We start from the raw sequence: 13,674 nt of genomic DNA on the forward strand, positions 1-13,674 counted from the left end.
GCTTCTTGCAAAAGGTACAGACGGGCTACCTGATGGGTTGTTGTCCATGTCAAACTATACCATACACCTGCGTATGCTGTAAAGCGTTTTTAGCGCATTTTTGACAGGAGGCGAGAGGCGAGAGGCGAGAGGCAAGAGGCGAGAGGCAAGAGGCGAGAGGGGTGGAGGGAGACGGTGGAACGTTGAAGAGGAGAAGTAGGGACGCGCCGCTGGCGCGCCCCCAAGGCACGGCGCATGGCAGAGGGTGATATACGCCATGTGCATTAGTAAAAGAAATGTGAGCAAAATTAAGGGTATTACCCTGAAGACAAAGAAAAAGGCGAATGGTATATTGTTGGCAGCCTTACGAGAGAAATGGTTCATAAAACGTCAGTTTCACAAGGAGGTGCGTTATGAAGCGATATTTACTCTTCGATGCGGGATGTCCAGCGTGCACCAGAGTAGCACGCGCAATCGAGCGCGAGAGCAACGGCTGGCTGACCGCACGCAGCCTGCATGATCCCAAGATGCAGGCGCTGCTTCGAAATCAATAAGTGCAATTCTTGAAACAGACAGTCATGCTATTAAGAGTATATACAGGAAACATTCACCTTCTCATCCGATACAGGTGATAGTCACAGATCAATATAACCTTATTGATTGTATAGGCTGCTGTCTTTCAGGAGCAAGGGTCTCGTGGTATGTCATTGGGACGATTGCCGTCATATGTACGGCAGTATGTGTCGGATCGGCGGGAAATTTATGCCTATCTTGTATTTTGGCATCTGGTGCGATAACCAATGGACTGGCTACATACTGTGTCAGTCAGTGCTACAAAGGCATAAATTGCTGCACAACAAGGTGCTCATACTAGATTGTATCTGAATAATAGTCTGGTGTTATTGCGTAGCAAGATCAACCAGATATTAGAAAACCTTGTGATCGGCGCTGGCTTCGACAGGCTCAGCCAACGCCAACCGATCCACAGGCGCAAGCGTGTTTGTCCATGTTTAGATTGATCTTCCTATTAGAAACGGATTAAGTAGAAATGGCTCCGAACAGACGTGTGATCGTCGCACTACTCTTCCTTGCATTGGCATTTCTGACTTTCATGAGATTTTTCCCATATCAAGCCATCTGGCTATATGCTCTTGCGATGTTGAGCATATTCAGCAGTCTCATTCTGATCACACGCGAAGTTGCACATTCGCCGAAGCAATTCTGGGGGTTGATGGCTTTGTCGGTTGCGATCATTTTTGCCAGCGGAGTTGTATCCTGGTTTATTGGCTCTATAACCCTGCCTTCTCCATAGCGCAGATGACCATCACCTGGAGATGGCGGGCGGGACAGCGGGACGCGCGCAGCGCCCACGAGAAGGGGGCTGCCACGAGGTCTGCGGGCGCAGGTGACGGTCATCGCCTGGGGATGGCGGGCGGGGCAGCGGGACGCACGCAGCGCCCACGAGAGGGGGGCTGCCGCCAGGTCTGCGGGCGCAGGTGATGGTCATCCTGGCGTCACCCGCGGATGATGTTCAGCACCTGCTCCAGCAGCAATCCATTCGTACCAATCGCTTCTCCAGCATGGATCGTCGGCGCGCCGTTCCAGTCAGTGAACGTGCCCCCCGCTTCGGTGACGATCGGGAACAGCGCGGCACAGTCCCAGATGCTCATCACCGGGTCGAGCATGATCTCAGCGCGGCCGGTCGCCACCAGGCTATAGCCGTAGGCGTCGCCCCAGGTGCGCACCAGGCGCACGGATGCAGCCAGCCGCCGGTACGCCGCCTCGCGTCCGTGCGGCGCCATGCTTTCGGCGTCGCTCGACAGCAGCGCCGCCTGGCGCACCTCGCGCACCTGCGAGACACGCGCCTGCCGTCCGTTCCACTGGCATCCCTGACCTTTCGCCGCCGTCAGGAAGTCGCCGAGCGCGGGAAAGGACACCGCGCCAACCACTACTTCGCCGTCGCGCTCCAGCCCGACGAGCACGCCATAGAGCGGCACTCCCTGCACAAACGATTTTGTGCCGTCGATTGGGTCGAGAATCCAGCGGTGCGACGCGCCAGGGCGCGTTTCACCCTCTTCCTCTCCGAGGACGCTGTGATGCGGATAGCGCGCTTCGATCATGCGACGCATCACCTGTTCCGCTTCGCGATCCGCAATCGTCACCGGCGTCCGGTCCTCCTTGATGTCTGGCGTGATGCCGGTCTGAAAATAGCGCAGCGTCAGGCGCCCGGCATGCCACGCCAGGTCGGCGGCGAACTCGCGCAGCGCCTCGAGCGTTTCAGCAGCCATTGTGTCTCCCTCTCACGTTGGGTAAAGCAGGCTCCGTAGTATCCTGATCGTAAAGCACACTATCGCCGAGTACGGACGATGGTTTCGAGTATACCAGAAAGGGGCGCGAAGGATGACTCATACCAGGTGGCGGTCGGTCAGACAAGATGTGCGCGCGCCCGGCTCGCACGGTGCACCGATCCCCACTGCGCACCAGCAATCGCGGAGACGCTGACCGCGCCCCGGGCATTAGCAGCCCGAACGGGGCTTCCACTTGCGGCGAGCAGAGTCGAGCCGCCTGCGGCGAGCAGAGTCGAGCCACCTGCGGCGAGCAGAGTCGAGCCGCCTGCGGCGAGCAGAGTCGAGTCGCCTGCGGCGAGCAGAGTCGAGCCGCGTCCTCAGCGAGGGCTTTCGCCCGCAGCGCCCCGGCGTCCTGCTATGCTCCCCCGCAGTATTGTACGAATGACCGCGCATTGGTAATTGATCGTCCTGTGAAATAGACATTATCTGTCATAGTGTAAAATAGCGACATGTTAACCTATGCCCAACTGAAAGAGAAGCCAAGAGAATTTTTGGCCGCCACGGGATTGACGGTGGACGAGTTTGAGCGGCTCTTGCCGGTTTTTCGGAAGAAACTGGCTGCACTCGCTCCACCGCCTGAACGCACCAAAAGTGGTCAAGTTCGCCAGCGGCGAGCAGGAGCCGGGCCAAAAGAAAAGTCGCGCACGGTTGAAGACAAGCTCCTGTTCATTTTGGTTTACCAGAAGACCTATCCGTTGCAGACGACGCACGGATTGCAGTTTGGTCTCAGCCAGTCGCGAACGAACCACTGGATTCATCTGCTCTTGCCCATCTTGCAACAAACACTGGCCGAAATGGGCATGATACCGGAGCGAGACCCAAAAGCAGTTGCCGACAGCCCATTGGTGCAGGAATCTGCTCCAGATTTGTTGATTGACGGCACAGAAAGGCGGCGACAACGCCCAAAAGAGGCAAAACGGCAGGTTGAACACTATAGTGGCAAAAAAAAGCGCATACGGACAAGAATATTCTGTTGGTAAACAGCCACACCAGGAAGGTTGTCTATCTCGGTCCAACGGAGAGTGGCAAGAGACACGACAAGGAGATCGCCGATGAGGAGGGAATTGTCTATCCGAGTGGCGCTACTTTGGGCAAAGATAGCGGCTTTCAAGGCTATGAGCCTCAAGGTGTCATCACCTACCAACCCCAAAAAAACCGAGAGGCAAGGAATTGAGCGTGGGAGATCGTTGGCTGAACGGAATTTTTGCCGGCGCACGTGTAGTTGTTGAGAGCACGATTGCATGTGTCAAACGTTTTCGAATTGTTAAGGATGTGTTTCGCAACACCAAAGAAGGTTTTTCAGACCTCGCCATGGAAGTTGCCTGTGCCCTTCACAACTTCCGCATGGAATGCCGGCATCCTTTGCCTGCGCTTTCTCTCATCCAATTGGCTACTGAAAGTTATTGCAGATAATGTCTAATGTTGAGCGATCTTGATACAGGGGTAGTTCCCGTCATATCTCAAGAATCTGTGGTACAATACGCAAGTATTATCATGCAACTGAGCTGAGTGACCGACTTGGCTCAAGCGTAGCCAGGGAGGACACTCAGTGTCGTTCGAGTCATTTCGTTTTCATCCACAGATCAACGCCGGTATCCGCGACCTCGGATACCACACCCCAACCCCGATTCAGGAACAGGTCATTCCCCACGCGCTCGCCGGGCGCGATGTGATCGGCATTGCGCAGACCGGCACGGGCAAAACGGCAGCGTTTGTGTTGCCGATCCTGCAACGCCTGATGCGCGGACCGCGCGGGCGTGTGCGCGCCATGATCGTCACGCCGACGCGCGAACTGGCAGAGCAGATTCAGGGGGTCATCGAGGCGCTCGGCAAGCACACCGGCATCCGCAGCGTCACGATCTACGGCGGCGTCGGGTATCAGAGCCAGATCCAGCGTCTACGGCGCGGCGTCGAGATCGCCGTCGTCTGTCCAGGACGGTTGCTCGACCATCTGGAACGGGGAACCCTGACGCTCGATCAAATCGAGGCGCTGACGCTCGACGAAGCCGATCAGATGTTCGACATGGGCTTTCTGCCCGATGTCCGGCGGATTCTTCGTCTGACGCCGGTGGAACGTCAAACGATGCTCTTTTCGGCAACAATGCCCGACGCAGTGCGCTCGCTGGCGCGTGAGGCGCTGCGCGACCCGCTGACGGTGCAGATCGGGCGCAGTGCACCGGTTGCGACCGTTACGCACGCGATCTATCCGGTTGCTGAGCATCTGAAGACCTCGCTGCTGATCGAACTGCTGGAACGCACCGATGCCGGATCGGTGTTGATCTTCACCCGCACAAAGCATCGCGCGCAGCGCCTCGGCGACACGCTGGCGCGGCTGGGGTATCGCGCAACGTCGTTGCATGGCAATCTGTCACAGAACCGCCGTCAGGCGGCGCTCGACGGCTTCCGCAGCGGCCGGTATCAGATTCTGACGGCGACCGACATTGCGGCGCGCGGGATCGATGTAGCGCACATCTCGCACGTGATCAACTACGACATGCCGCAGACCGCCGAGGCCTATACCCATCGCATCGGACGCACCGGGCGCGCTGCGCGCACTGGCGACGCCTTCACCCTCGTGACGCGCGGTGACACCGCAATGGTGCGCGCCATCGAACGGTTGATCGGTGAGCCGTTGAAGCGAGAAACTGTTCCGGGGTTCGACTACAACGCGGCCGCGCCAGCGCACGAAACCCGACCCGACGCTGTCCAGCCCCGCCATCATGAGTCGCACGCTGACGCTGCACCGCGCCGCCGTCATCCGCTGCGCGGCAACGACACGGGCGCGCGACCGATGCACACGCCGCGTATGACTGGCATGACGCGCGCCGAACGTTCTGATCGCAGAGAGGCGCGTCGCAGGCGAGATTATGCGAGTGGGGAGTGAGGAGTAGGGAGTAGGGAGTTTCGCCAGATCCGCCCGCCCCCGTGATGACCGTCACCCTCGCGCTGGTGCGTGTGCGCGGAACAGTGTCCGGCGCGCCGGTCGTCGACCCGGTCGCTGCGCTCGTCCTTGGGTGACGGTTATGTATGCGATGACCTGCGGCGCACGCCGAACGCCACCCCGCGCGCTGGCGCATCCCCCGCCTCTGCGCCGCTTGCTCCAGATGACCGCCACCCACGCGCTGGTGCGTGTGCGCGGAACGGTGTCCGGCGCGCTGAACCTGCCCCCGCCGCTGCACCGCCTGACCCGGCGGCGACGGTCATCTGTATTGACGCCGCGCCATGCGTAGGGTATACTCGCGCCAGCGTCCCATGGTGGGACGCCCGTTTTTGTTTGCCTGCACACGGAGCCTGGACCATGCACATACCGGAAACCGCAAATCGCTCGTTTTCGGCGCTTCGCCTCTTTTTTACCGGCATCGCAATGGGCATTGCCGACCTGATACCCGGCGTATCGGGCGGAACGATGGCGTTCATCCTGGGAATCTACGAGTACCTGCTGTCTGCCATCAAGTCATTCAACGTGCAGTTGCTCCGTCTGCTCGGTCAGAGGCGCTGGCGCGCGGCGCTGACCAGCATCCCCTGGGGTTTCCTCATCCCCCTGGTGGCGGGCATCGGTACGGCGGTGCTCGCTATGGCGCGCGTGATGCGCTACCTGCTGGAAAACCAACCGGTGTACCTCTTTGCCTTCTTTTTCGGTCTCATCATCGCATCCATTATTGCCGTAGGCGCAACTGTGCGCTGGAATCCCGGCGCTGCGGCAGCCCTGGCAGGGGGCACTGCGGCTGGCTATCTCATTGTGGGATTGGTCCCCCTGACGATGCCGCACGATCCGGTTACGCTCTTTTTCAGCGGCGCCGTGGCAATTATGGCAATGATCCTGCCCGGCATCTCAGGGTCGTTCATTTTGCTCATCCTGGGTCAGTACGCCTACGTGCTCGACGCCGTGGCAGATCTGAACCTGCTGGCGATTGTCCCGGTCGCGCTGGGGGCAGTGGCAGGGCTTCTGGGTTTCGTGCGCCTGTTGAGCTGGCTGCTCCGGCATTACCATAATGCCACCGTTGCTGTGCTCATGGGCTTCATGGCCGGATCGCTGCGCAAAATCTGGCCCTGGAAGGAAGTGGTCGAGACCATGCTGGATCGCCATGGAAAGCCTGTGCCAATCCGAGAGCGCAACATTCTGCCCGATATGGCAGCTTCGGAGTTCTGGCTGGCGCTGGCAATCGCGGTCATTGGGTTTGTCCTGTTGAGCGTCATCGATCATGCGCAGACCGGCGCGAACCCGCTGCTGCGCCGCCTCGGATGGAACCGCCAGACACGCCAGAAGCAGGACTCGCGGGTGCCGGGGTAGGGATGATGTATGCCGTTCCGGTTGCAATAAGCGGCAAAGTAGAACTGCTTGATGTACAATGCAGTATGCAGGAATAGATCTCGTCGCTAACCCTGGCGAAACACGTTGATGACTGACTGATGCTGTATCCGCGTTTGTTGGGATAGCGATGCTGGAGGTTATAATGGAAACTGTTCGTGTGTCATTTGAATTGCCGCGCAGTATATTCTCTGCTCTACGCAAAGATCCAGAGGGATTTGTACAAGAAATGCGCATCGCGGCTGCAGTGAAGTGGTATGAAAATGGACTTATTTCGCAAAGCAAGGCCGCTGAAATTGCCGGTCTTTCGCGCACCGGGTTTATCGACGCACTGAACCGGTTCAAGGTTTCCGCATTCCAATATAGTGCTGATGAAATCGTCTCAGAAGTCTCTGATCACTGAGCGATGGGTCATTAACGCTTCCCCCGTCATAGCGCTGGCGCGCGTGGGGCAGGTGGATTTGTTGCTGCGCCTGACGACAAGCGTCGTGATCCCGCAGGAAGTAGCTGAAGAACTCAATCGGGCGTCTAGAGCCTGTTATGCACTTCAGAGATAAACGTGGTATGATTTCAGTATGACACGTAAACCCTATCCAAGCGATGTGAGCGACGAGGAGTGGGCCTTCGGCTGAAGGCCGGGGTCTTTGCGACGCTCGTCCACGATCTGCGCGTGCCCCCCCTGCCCCCCCCGCAGGGGGGAAAGGGGGGGGCGCGCGCCTGCGCCGCGCGTGGTGATCGTTGACGCGCGCACGATGCAATCGCCCCCCCTGCCCCTCCCCGCAGGGGGGGCGCAGCGCGCGCCGGCTATGACGGGCATCAACGCCCTCCCTTTCTCCCCCCCGCATGCGGGGGGGAGAAAGGGAGGGCGGCAAGGTCCACGTGGCGGTTGATCCGCTGGGTCAGTTGCTGGCCGTGGTCGTCACGCCCGCCAACGAACGGGAACGCGCGCAGGTCGCCGCGTTGGCGGAACAGGTCCAAGCCGTCACCGGCGAGTCGGTCGAAGCGGCGCGCTGAGCCTGCTTGCGCTGAGCCAGCCGAAGCGTCGAAGCGTGGCGTTCGTCGATCAGGGCGATACGGGGGAACCACCGGCGGCCGACGCCCACGCCCACGGCATCCGGCTGGAGGTCGTTGAACTGGCGGAAGCCAAACGCGGCTTCGTGCTGCTGCCGCGCCGCTGGGTCGTTGAGCGAGGCTTCGCCTGGATGGCGCGCTTTCGCCGGCTGGCGCGCGATGATGAGCGGTTGCCGGAGACCTTGGCGGGATTGCATGTTCTGGCCTTTGCGATGCTCATGCTGAAGCGGTTCATTACCGTTATGCTCGAAAGTGCATAACAGGCTCTAGACGCCGGGCGGGTAAGTTGAGGCGCGCGTAATGGAGCGATCAACCACAACCTGGATCATCAAGAACGTGGAGCCGCCGACGCTGGCTTCGACAGGCTCAGCCAACGTCGGCGGGCGTCACACCCGCAGCCTGCGGCTTGAGCCGCCGGAAAGCGGAGCCGCCGACGCTGGCTTCGACAGGCTCAGCCAACATCGGCGGGCGTCACACCCGCAGCCCGCGGCTTGAGCCGCCGGACGGGTAAATGAAAGGAGACGAGTCATGCCCGCTACCCCCAATCCACCCGACGAGACATGGCTTTACCAGAACTCGGCGCACGCCGAAGGCGGCGGCGATGCGCGCGCAGAAAATCAGGGCGTCAACGCCACGGCGCCGCCGTCACAAGCCCGCCGCACCTACATCGGCTCGGCGCACGCCGAAGGCGGCGGCAACGCCACGGTCGTCAATGCGCCAGCGCCGGTCCCTGCTGCGCGCCCCGAACCGGCGACGGTGCTGGCGGTCTACGCCTCCCCTCCTGGCAGCGCGCCGCTGCGCTGGGAACGCGATGCGCGCGCGTTGCGCGATGCGCTGGCGCCCTACCCCGACGACCGCTTTCGCATTGAGATTCTGCCGCTGGCGACGCCGGAGGACGTGCAACGCGCGTTGCTGCGCTCTCGCCCACGCTACCTGCACCTCTTCGCCCATGGCGTCGCCTCTGGCGTGCTGCTCGACGACGGCGAGGGCGGGCGCGGCTGGATGCTCCCCTACTCGCTGCTGGCGGAGATGGCGCGGCACGCGCCTGGTCTGCGCTGCGTGCTCCTCAGCGCCTGCGACTCCGCCTTCGCCGCGAGCGCCACTGGTGGCGGCGAACCCCGCCTGATCGCCATGCGCGGGCAGGTCAGCGCCGACGCTGCCATTGCCTTCGTCGAAGGATTTTACGAGGCGCTCGCCGCAAACGAGGATACGCCGATTGACGCGGCATTCGCCCAGGGATTGATCCGCCTGAAACTGCGCGCGCCGCACGACGCCGACAAACCGCTGCTGGCGTCGTTGTGACGGGATGCTGGAGAAATAGGACGCGGATTTCCACGGGTGCAACGACCGGGCGCGGTTCGCTGTTGACGGGAAGCGGTGGGCATCCGTCCCGATCCGCGTCCATCTGCGGCGTGCAGCCCCGCGCCAGCGGGGCTTCGTTCGCTCAGCGCGGGCGTGAACGCGCGCGCGTGGCGCCTGCCGGGGACGACCGGGCGCGGCTCGCTGGTGACGGGAAGCGGTGGGCATCCGTCCCGATCCGCGTCCATCTGCGGCGTGCAGCCCCGCGCCAGCGGGGCTTCGTTCGCTCAGCGCGGGCGTTCACGCCCGCGCGTGGCGCCTGCGGCGGCGCTCAATGGGATTATCGGCAGGCTCGCGGCGTTCACGCCCGCGCGTGGCGCCTGCGGCGGCGCTCAATGGGATTATCGGCAGACTCGCGGCGTTCACGCCCGCGCGTGGCGCCTGCCGGGGACGACCGGGCGCGGCGCGCTGGTGACGGGCAGCCGTGAGCATCCGTCCCGATCTGCGCCAATCCGTGTGCTATCACAACCCAATCTCACGCTTGACAACCCTGCCGCTTCGTGCTATGCTCTCCTCCGTGGGTGAACCTGCCCACGCAGACATGACCGGAAGAAAGGCGATCATGACGATGACACTCAGCATTCACATGCTCACCATGAGCGATCGAGTACGCGGTATTCCGCAGTACGCTGCTGATGGTCGCCATGCGCCCACTTTCCAGAGGCTCAAGCGTTGAAACGCCATACAATCTGAGCAACCGGGCCGTGGGCGACAGGCGAACGACGTCCACGGCTCTTTGATTCTTGCAATCAGGCCGCGGGCATGTCGGTGGAACCCGCGGTCTTTTTGCGCCCGCGACCCGCCGCGGTTCCACTCAGCAGCACCGATGACCGGAAGTGACCGTACATGTCGAACCCATGTGCTATACCAGAGAGACGGTCGTTGAGGAAGGGAGAAAAGCGGTGTTGATCCAGGAACGAGACGGGACGATCATCCGCCTGCTGTCGCCGCCGTCGGATACCGACCGGCAGAGCGTCCAGGTGGAGGTCGCGCCCGACGATGTGGAACATCAGGGAAGCCTGTTCGATCGTTTGATCGAGTACGCTTTTACGACGCTGGGAGCGCGCTTTCTGGAAGTGCGCATTACGACAGGCGATGAATAAATCAGGAGCAAAATCGTGGTTGCAGGGCAAACACTATCGTCGCCGGAGATTCAGCGCATGGCTGCGCACACCGATGTCGCGCTCGAGGTGCGCGACGCATTGAAGCGCTTCGGGCGCGAAGCGACGCAGGCGCAGCCGTTCTGGAAACGCGGCGCGCACAAACCGCCAGAGATGACGGTGGCAGTGGACCATATTTCGCTCATGGTGCAGCGCGGCGAGATTTTTGGTCTTCTCGGCGCGAATGGGTCTGGCAAATCAACGCTCATCCGACTGATCTCGACGCTCCTCGTCCCCGACGATGGCGACATCCGCGTCTTCGGGTACGATGTGCAGCGTGAGGAGCGCACCGTGCGCCGGTTGATCAATCGCGTCAGCGTCGAGGCATCGTTCTTCAAGAAACTCTCGGCGCTGGAGAACCTGATGTATGCGGCGCGCCTCTACGACCTGCCCGGTCCCTATGCGCGGCAGCGCTCGGTTGAGATTCTGCGCAGCCTCGGCTTGAGTGAGAAGCGCCTCTACGAGCCGCTTGAGCACATGTCGCGCGGGATGCAGCAAAAGGTCGCAATTGCGCGCGGCCTGCTCACCTCGCCGGTGCTGCTGCTGCTCGACGAGCCGACCACCGGGCTTGACCCGCGCTCGAAGCACGATGTGCAGCGCTTCATTCTGCGCATGCGCGAGGAGCACGATACAACGGTATTTCTCACCACGCACGACATGGACGAAGCCGACCGGCTGTGCGATCGGATTGCGATTATTGACAACGGGCGGATCGTGGCGCTCGATACGCCGCAGGGCTTGAAGGACGCCATCGGTCCCCGCATCGGCAAAAATGGCGCTCCAACGATGGAGGACGTCTTCATGGCGTTGACCGGCAAGAGCCTCGACGATGATTTCGAGCCGTCGGGCGATTTCGAGAGCGGGTATGGGAACTAGGCGACAGGCGACAGCGACTGCGCGCGAGCAGGCGCACGGCGATCAACCGGAGACCGGGCGATTGACCGGTCGAGTGCTGCGCGCGCAGAGCGGCTTCTTCCGCGTCGAGACCGATCAGGGCATCCTGGTTTGTACGCTGCGCGGTCGCCTGAAGAAGGAGCGGCAGTCCACCGATCTCGCCGTCATCGGCGATCTTGTCGAAGTCACGCCGACGATGCCGGAGCACGGCGTCATCGAGGCGGTGCTGCCGCGTCGCACGAAACTGGCACGGCGCGCCCCGGCATCGAAGGGGGTCTGGAAGGAGGATGTACTGGCGGCAAACATCGATCAGGCGTTGCTCGTCTTTTCCTGCGCCAGCCCGGAGTTCTCGCCGCGTATGCTCGACCGCTACCTGGCGCTGACCGAGACGAGTGATCTGGACGCGGTCATCGTCGCAAACAAGGTCGATCTTGTGGGCGAAGCAGAAGCCCGCCGCATGTTTGCGCCGTATGAGCGACTGGAGTACCCGGTGCTCTACACCAGCGCGGTGACCGGCTTCGGCATCGACGCGCTGCGCGAGCGCCTGGCAGGGCGCATCAGCGTCGTCACCGGACGGTCGGGAGTCGGGAAGAGCAGTCTGTTCAACGCGGTGCAACCAGGGTTGGGGCTGAAAGTCGGCGCCGTCAGCGCTGCGCTGAACAAAGGGCGACACACAACGCGCGTCGCCGAACTGATCCCGCTCGATCTGCCGGGCGGCGGGTATCTGGCGGATACGCCGGGCATTCGTGAACTGGGACTGTGGCGCTTCCCGAAGGACGAACTGGCGCGCTGCTTCCGTGAGTTTCGTCCCTACCTGGGCGGGTGCTACTTCGCCGGGTGCACCCACATCCACGAGCCGGAATGCGCGGTGCGTGCAGCGCTGGCGCGCGGCGAGATCACACCAGAGCGCTACGACAGTTATGTGCGGTTGTTCGAGGGAGAGTAATGGATCAGGAGAAATGTGATGGAAACCGATCAGACCGCTGACTGGCGACCCGCAGTCGTGCCAGGGAATCGAATCTTTCTGAGCGTGCTGCAACGCAGCGACCTGCCGCTCTTCGCGCGCTGGTTCAGCGACCTGGAACTGACCGTGTACCTGGGGCAACCGGGGATGGCGTATACGCAGGAACAGGAGGAGGAGTGGTACGAGCGCACCGTGCGCGACCGCGATAGCAAAACGTTTGCGATCATCGTGCGCGACGGGCAACGATTGATCGGCACGGTCAGCCTGACGAACATCGATCAGCGCCGCCAGCGCGCCGCGTTGGGGATCGCCATCGGCGACAAAGAAGCCTGGGGCAAAGGGTATGGGAGCGAGGCGGTGCGGTTGATGTGCGCCTATGGATTTGCCTTTCTGAACCTCTACTCGGTCTACCTGTGGGTTTTGGGATGCAACCAGCGCGCGCATCAGGCGTACCTCAAAGCCGGGTTTCGTGAGGCGGGCAGGCTGCGCGGCGGCATCCGCTTCGATGGTCGGCGCTACGACGATATCTTGATGGAAATTACGCGCGATGAGTTCGGTCCATCGAACCTGACCCATCTGGTTCAGCAGATAGCGAGTTGACCTATGACGACGTTTTCAGAGCGTCGCGGCGGCGCCCTTGGGCGCGAATTGCGCGGCGCATACGCCTTTATCGAACGGAACGCCAACCTGATCAAACGCTACTGGGCGTGGGAACTGGTCTGGCTGGCATACTCGATTGTCAACGCCCTGTCGATCACATTCATCGGGCGGGCATCGGGCGAGATCACGGGGGTCGCCATTGCGCCGGAGCAGGTGAACATCTTCATTCTGTTCCTGCTCGTTGGAACCCTGGTGTGGCACTATCTGTCGGTGGTGTTCGACCTGATCAGCGAGTCGATCCAGTGGGAACGCTGGGAAGGAACGATCGAGTACACCTTCATGGCGCCGATTTCGCGCCTGACGCACCTGTTCGGGCAGGCGGCGTTCGCCATTCTGTTTGCGCTGGTGCATACCGCGATCATCCTGGCGGTTGTCGCAGCCTTCTTCCGCATCGATCTGACCCGCGCGGACTTCGGCGCAATGCTGGTCGTTCTGATCGCCGGCAGCACCAGTTTCATCGGGCTTGGCATGTTCGCCGCCATTCTGCCGCTCCTGTCGCCGGAAAAAGGGTTGCAGATGACGAACATCATCAAAGCGATGGTGCTGCTCGTCAGCGGCGTCTACTATCCGATCAGCGTGTTGCCGGAATGGTTGCAGCCGCTGGCGTACATCTCGCCGGCCACCTACATGCTCGACGGGATTCGCGCGGCGCTGCTCGACGGTGCAAGCACCGGGGCGCTCTGGTCGGGGCGCATCCTGCCGCTGCTCCTCACCGGGCTGCTGACGATCCCGACCGGGCTGATGGCATTCATGCGCGCCGAGCGCTACGCCAAGGCGACGGGCAGGCTCAAGCGGAATGGATGAGTAGGGGCGCCCCCCGTGGGCGCCTCAACTCCCCCTTCTCCCCCCGGTGGGAGAAGGGGGCCGGGGGGATGAGGGGCAACCGGCCTCCCCTCCCCCGGCGGGAGAAGGGGGCAGGGGGGATGAGGG

General features: G+C 61.7%; 15 protein-coding genes and 2 pseudogenes. 16 read left to right on the plus strand and 1 reads right to left on the minus strand.

Going from position 1 to position 13,674, the window contains the following annotated elements; all coding sequences use genetic code 11:
• Positions 1-392: 392 nt before the first annotated feature.
• Positions 393-533 (plus strand): hypothetical protein, encoded by a 141-nt coding sequence (locus AC3EA7_RS01985; protein WP_488612348.1) that lies wholly within the window; start codon positions 393-395, stop codon positions 531-533.
• A gap of 960 nt (positions 534-1,493) precedes the next feature.
• Here the strand turns inward: AC3EA7_RS01985 and hisN are convergent.
• Positions 1,494-2,267 carry a histidinol-phosphatase gene (gene hisN / locus AC3EA7_RS01990; RefSeq protein ID WP_488612349.1) on the minus strand — a complete coding sequence of 258 codons (774 nt, stop codon included), beginning with the start codon at positions 2,265-2,267 and terminating at the stop codon, positions 1,494-1,496.
• 509 nt (positions 2,268-2,776) lie between these two features.
• Between hisN and AC3EA7_RS01995 the strand changes: the two genes are divergently transcribed.
• The 15 genes and pseudogenes from AC3EA7_RS01995 (at position 2,777) to AC3EA7_RS02065 (ending at position 13,548) form a co-directional block, all read left to right on the plus strand.
• Complete coding sequence (locus AC3EA7_RS01995) at positions 2,777-3,307, plus strand: helix-turn-helix domain-containing protein (RefSeq protein WP_488612350.1); 531 nt, start codon at positions 2,777-2,779, stop codon at positions 3,305-3,307.
• Positions 3,308-3,482: 175 nt separating this feature from the next.
• Positions 3,483-3,740, plus strand: a pseudogene (locus AC3EA7_RS02000) (transposase family protein); the annotation flags it as partial.
• Positions 3,741-3,876: 136 nt separating this feature from the next.
• The gene (locus tag AC3EA7_RS02005) at positions 3,877-5,211 is read left to right on the plus strand and encodes a DEAD/DEAH box helicase (protein WP_488612351.1); all 1,335 of its coding nucleotides are present in this window, start codon (positions 3,877-3,879) and stop codon (positions 5,209-5,211) included.
• 139 nt (positions 5,212-5,350) lie between these two features.
• On the plus strand, positions 5,351-5,557 hold the full coding sequence (locus tag AC3EA7_RS02010; protein WP_488612352.1) for a hypothetical protein: 207 nt from the start codon (positions 5,351-5,353) through the stop codon (positions 5,555-5,557).
• Between the two features lie 68 nt (positions 5,558-5,625).
• A complete protein-coding gene (locus AC3EA7_RS02015; RefSeq protein ID WP_488612353.1) occupies positions 5,626-6,618 on the plus strand; it encodes a DUF368 domain-containing protein in 993 nt (330 codons plus the stop codon).
• Positions 6,619-6,781: 163 nt separating this feature from the next.
• On the plus strand, positions 6,782-7,039 hold the full coding sequence (locus AC3EA7_RS02020) for a UPF0175 family protein (RefSeq protein WP_488612354.1): 258 nt from the start codon (positions 6,782-6,784) through the stop codon (positions 7,037-7,039).
• Entirely contained in the window at positions 7,008-7,193 is a 186-nt protein-coding gene (locus AC3EA7_RS02025; protein ID WP_488612355.1) for a PIN domain-containing protein, read from the plus strand. Before AC3EA7_RS02020 ends, AC3EA7_RS02025 begins: the two co-directional genes overlap by 32 nt.
• Before the next feature lie 301 nt (positions 7,194-7,494).
• Positions 7,495-7,967: pseudogene (locus tag AC3EA7_RS02030) on the plus strand (transposase); the annotation flags it as partial.
• 268 nt (positions 7,968-8,235) lie between these two features.
• Positions 8,236-9,009: a CHAT domain-containing protein gene (locus AC3EA7_RS02035; protein WP_488612356.1), complete on the plus strand. Its 774-nt coding sequence runs from the start codon at positions 8,236-8,238 to the stop codon at positions 9,007-9,009.
• A 75-nt stretch (positions 9,010-9,084) separates the two neighbouring features.
• Positions 9,085-9,591, plus strand: a complete 507-nt coding sequence (locus AC3EA7_RS02040) for a hypothetical protein (protein WP_488612357.1) — start codon at positions 9,085-9,087, stop codon at positions 9,589-9,591.
• A 311-nt stretch (positions 9,592-9,902) separates the two neighbouring features.
• Positions 9,903-10,169 (plus strand): hypothetical protein, encoded by a 267-nt coding sequence (locus AC3EA7_RS02045; RefSeq protein WP_488612358.1) that lies wholly within the window; start codon positions 9,903-9,905, stop codon positions 10,167-10,169.
• A gap of 15 nt (positions 10,170-10,184) precedes the next feature.
• A complete protein-coding gene (locus AC3EA7_RS02050) occupies positions 10,185-11,102 on the plus strand; it encodes an ABC transporter ATP-binding protein (RefSeq protein WP_488612359.1) in 918 nt (305 codons plus the stop codon).
• Entirely contained in the window at positions 11,092-12,066 is a 975-nt protein-coding gene (rsgA, locus tag AC3EA7_RS02055) for a ribosome small subunit-dependent GTPase A (RefSeq protein ID WP_488612360.1), read from the plus strand. The genes AC3EA7_RS02050 and rsgA overlap by 11 nt, the downstream gene beginning before the upstream one ends.
• 18 nt (positions 12,067-12,084) lie before the next feature.
• Positions 12,085-12,684 carry a GNAT family N-acetyltransferase gene (locus AC3EA7_RS02060; protein WP_488612361.1) on the plus strand — a complete coding sequence of 200 codons (600 nt, stop codon included), beginning with the start codon at positions 12,085-12,087 and terminating at the stop codon, positions 12,682-12,684.
• A 3-nt stretch (positions 12,685-12,687) separates the two neighbouring features.
• Positions 12,688-13,548 carry an ABC transporter permease gene (locus tag AC3EA7_RS02065; protein WP_488612362.1) on the plus strand — a complete coding sequence of 287 codons (861 nt, stop codon included), beginning with the start codon at positions 12,688-12,690 and terminating at the stop codon, positions 13,546-13,548.
• Positions 13,549-13,674 lie beyond the last annotated feature (126 nt).

It is taken from the genome of Roseiflexus sp., from assembly GCF_057785375.1.

Bases quoted from the DNA above. Each gene is read 5' to 3' on its own strand.
- AC3EA7_RS02020 (WP_488612354.1), top strand. From the start codon at position 6,782: ATGGAAACTGTTCGTGTGTCATTTGAATTGCCGCGCAGTATATTCTCT.
- hisN (WP_488612349.1), bottom strand. From the start codon at position 2,267: ATGGCTGCTGAAACGCTCGAGGCGCTGCGCGAGTTCGCCGCCGACCTG.
- AC3EA7_RS02065 (WP_488612362.1), top strand. From the start codon at position 12,688: ATGACGACGTTTTCAGAGCGTCGCGGCGGCGCCCTTGGGCGCGAATTG.
- AC3EA7_RS02010 (WP_488612352.1), top strand. From the start codon at position 5,351: ATGTATGCGATGACCTGCGGCGCACGCCGAACGCCACCCCGCGCGCTG.
- rsgA (WP_488612360.1), top strand. From the start codon at position 11,092: ATGGGAACTAGGCGACAGGCGACAGCGACTGCGCGCGAGCAGGCGCAC.
- AC3EA7_RS01985 (WP_488612348.1), top strand. From the start codon at position 393: ATGAAGCGATATTTACTCTTCGATGCGGGATGTCCAGCGTGCACCAGA.
- AC3EA7_RS01995 (WP_488612350.1), top strand. From the start codon at position 2,777: ATGTTAACCTATGCCCAACTGAAAGAGAAGCCAAGAGAATTTTTGGCC.
- AC3EA7_RS02035 (WP_488612356.1), top strand. From the start codon at position 8,236: ATGCCCGCTACCCCCAATCCACCCGACGAGACATGGCTTTACCAGAAC.
- AC3EA7_RS02025 (WP_488612355.1), top strand. From the start codon at position 7,008: ATGAAATCGTCTCAGAAGTCTCTGATCACTGAGCGATGGGTCATTAAC.
- AC3EA7_RS02015 (WP_488612353.1), top strand. From the start codon at position 5,626: ATGCACATACCGGAAACCGCAAATCGCTCGTTTTCGGCGCTTCGCCTC.
- AC3EA7_RS02060 (WP_488612361.1), top strand. From the start codon at position 12,085: ATGGAAACCGATCAGACCGCTGACTGGCGACCCGCAGTCGTGCCAGGG.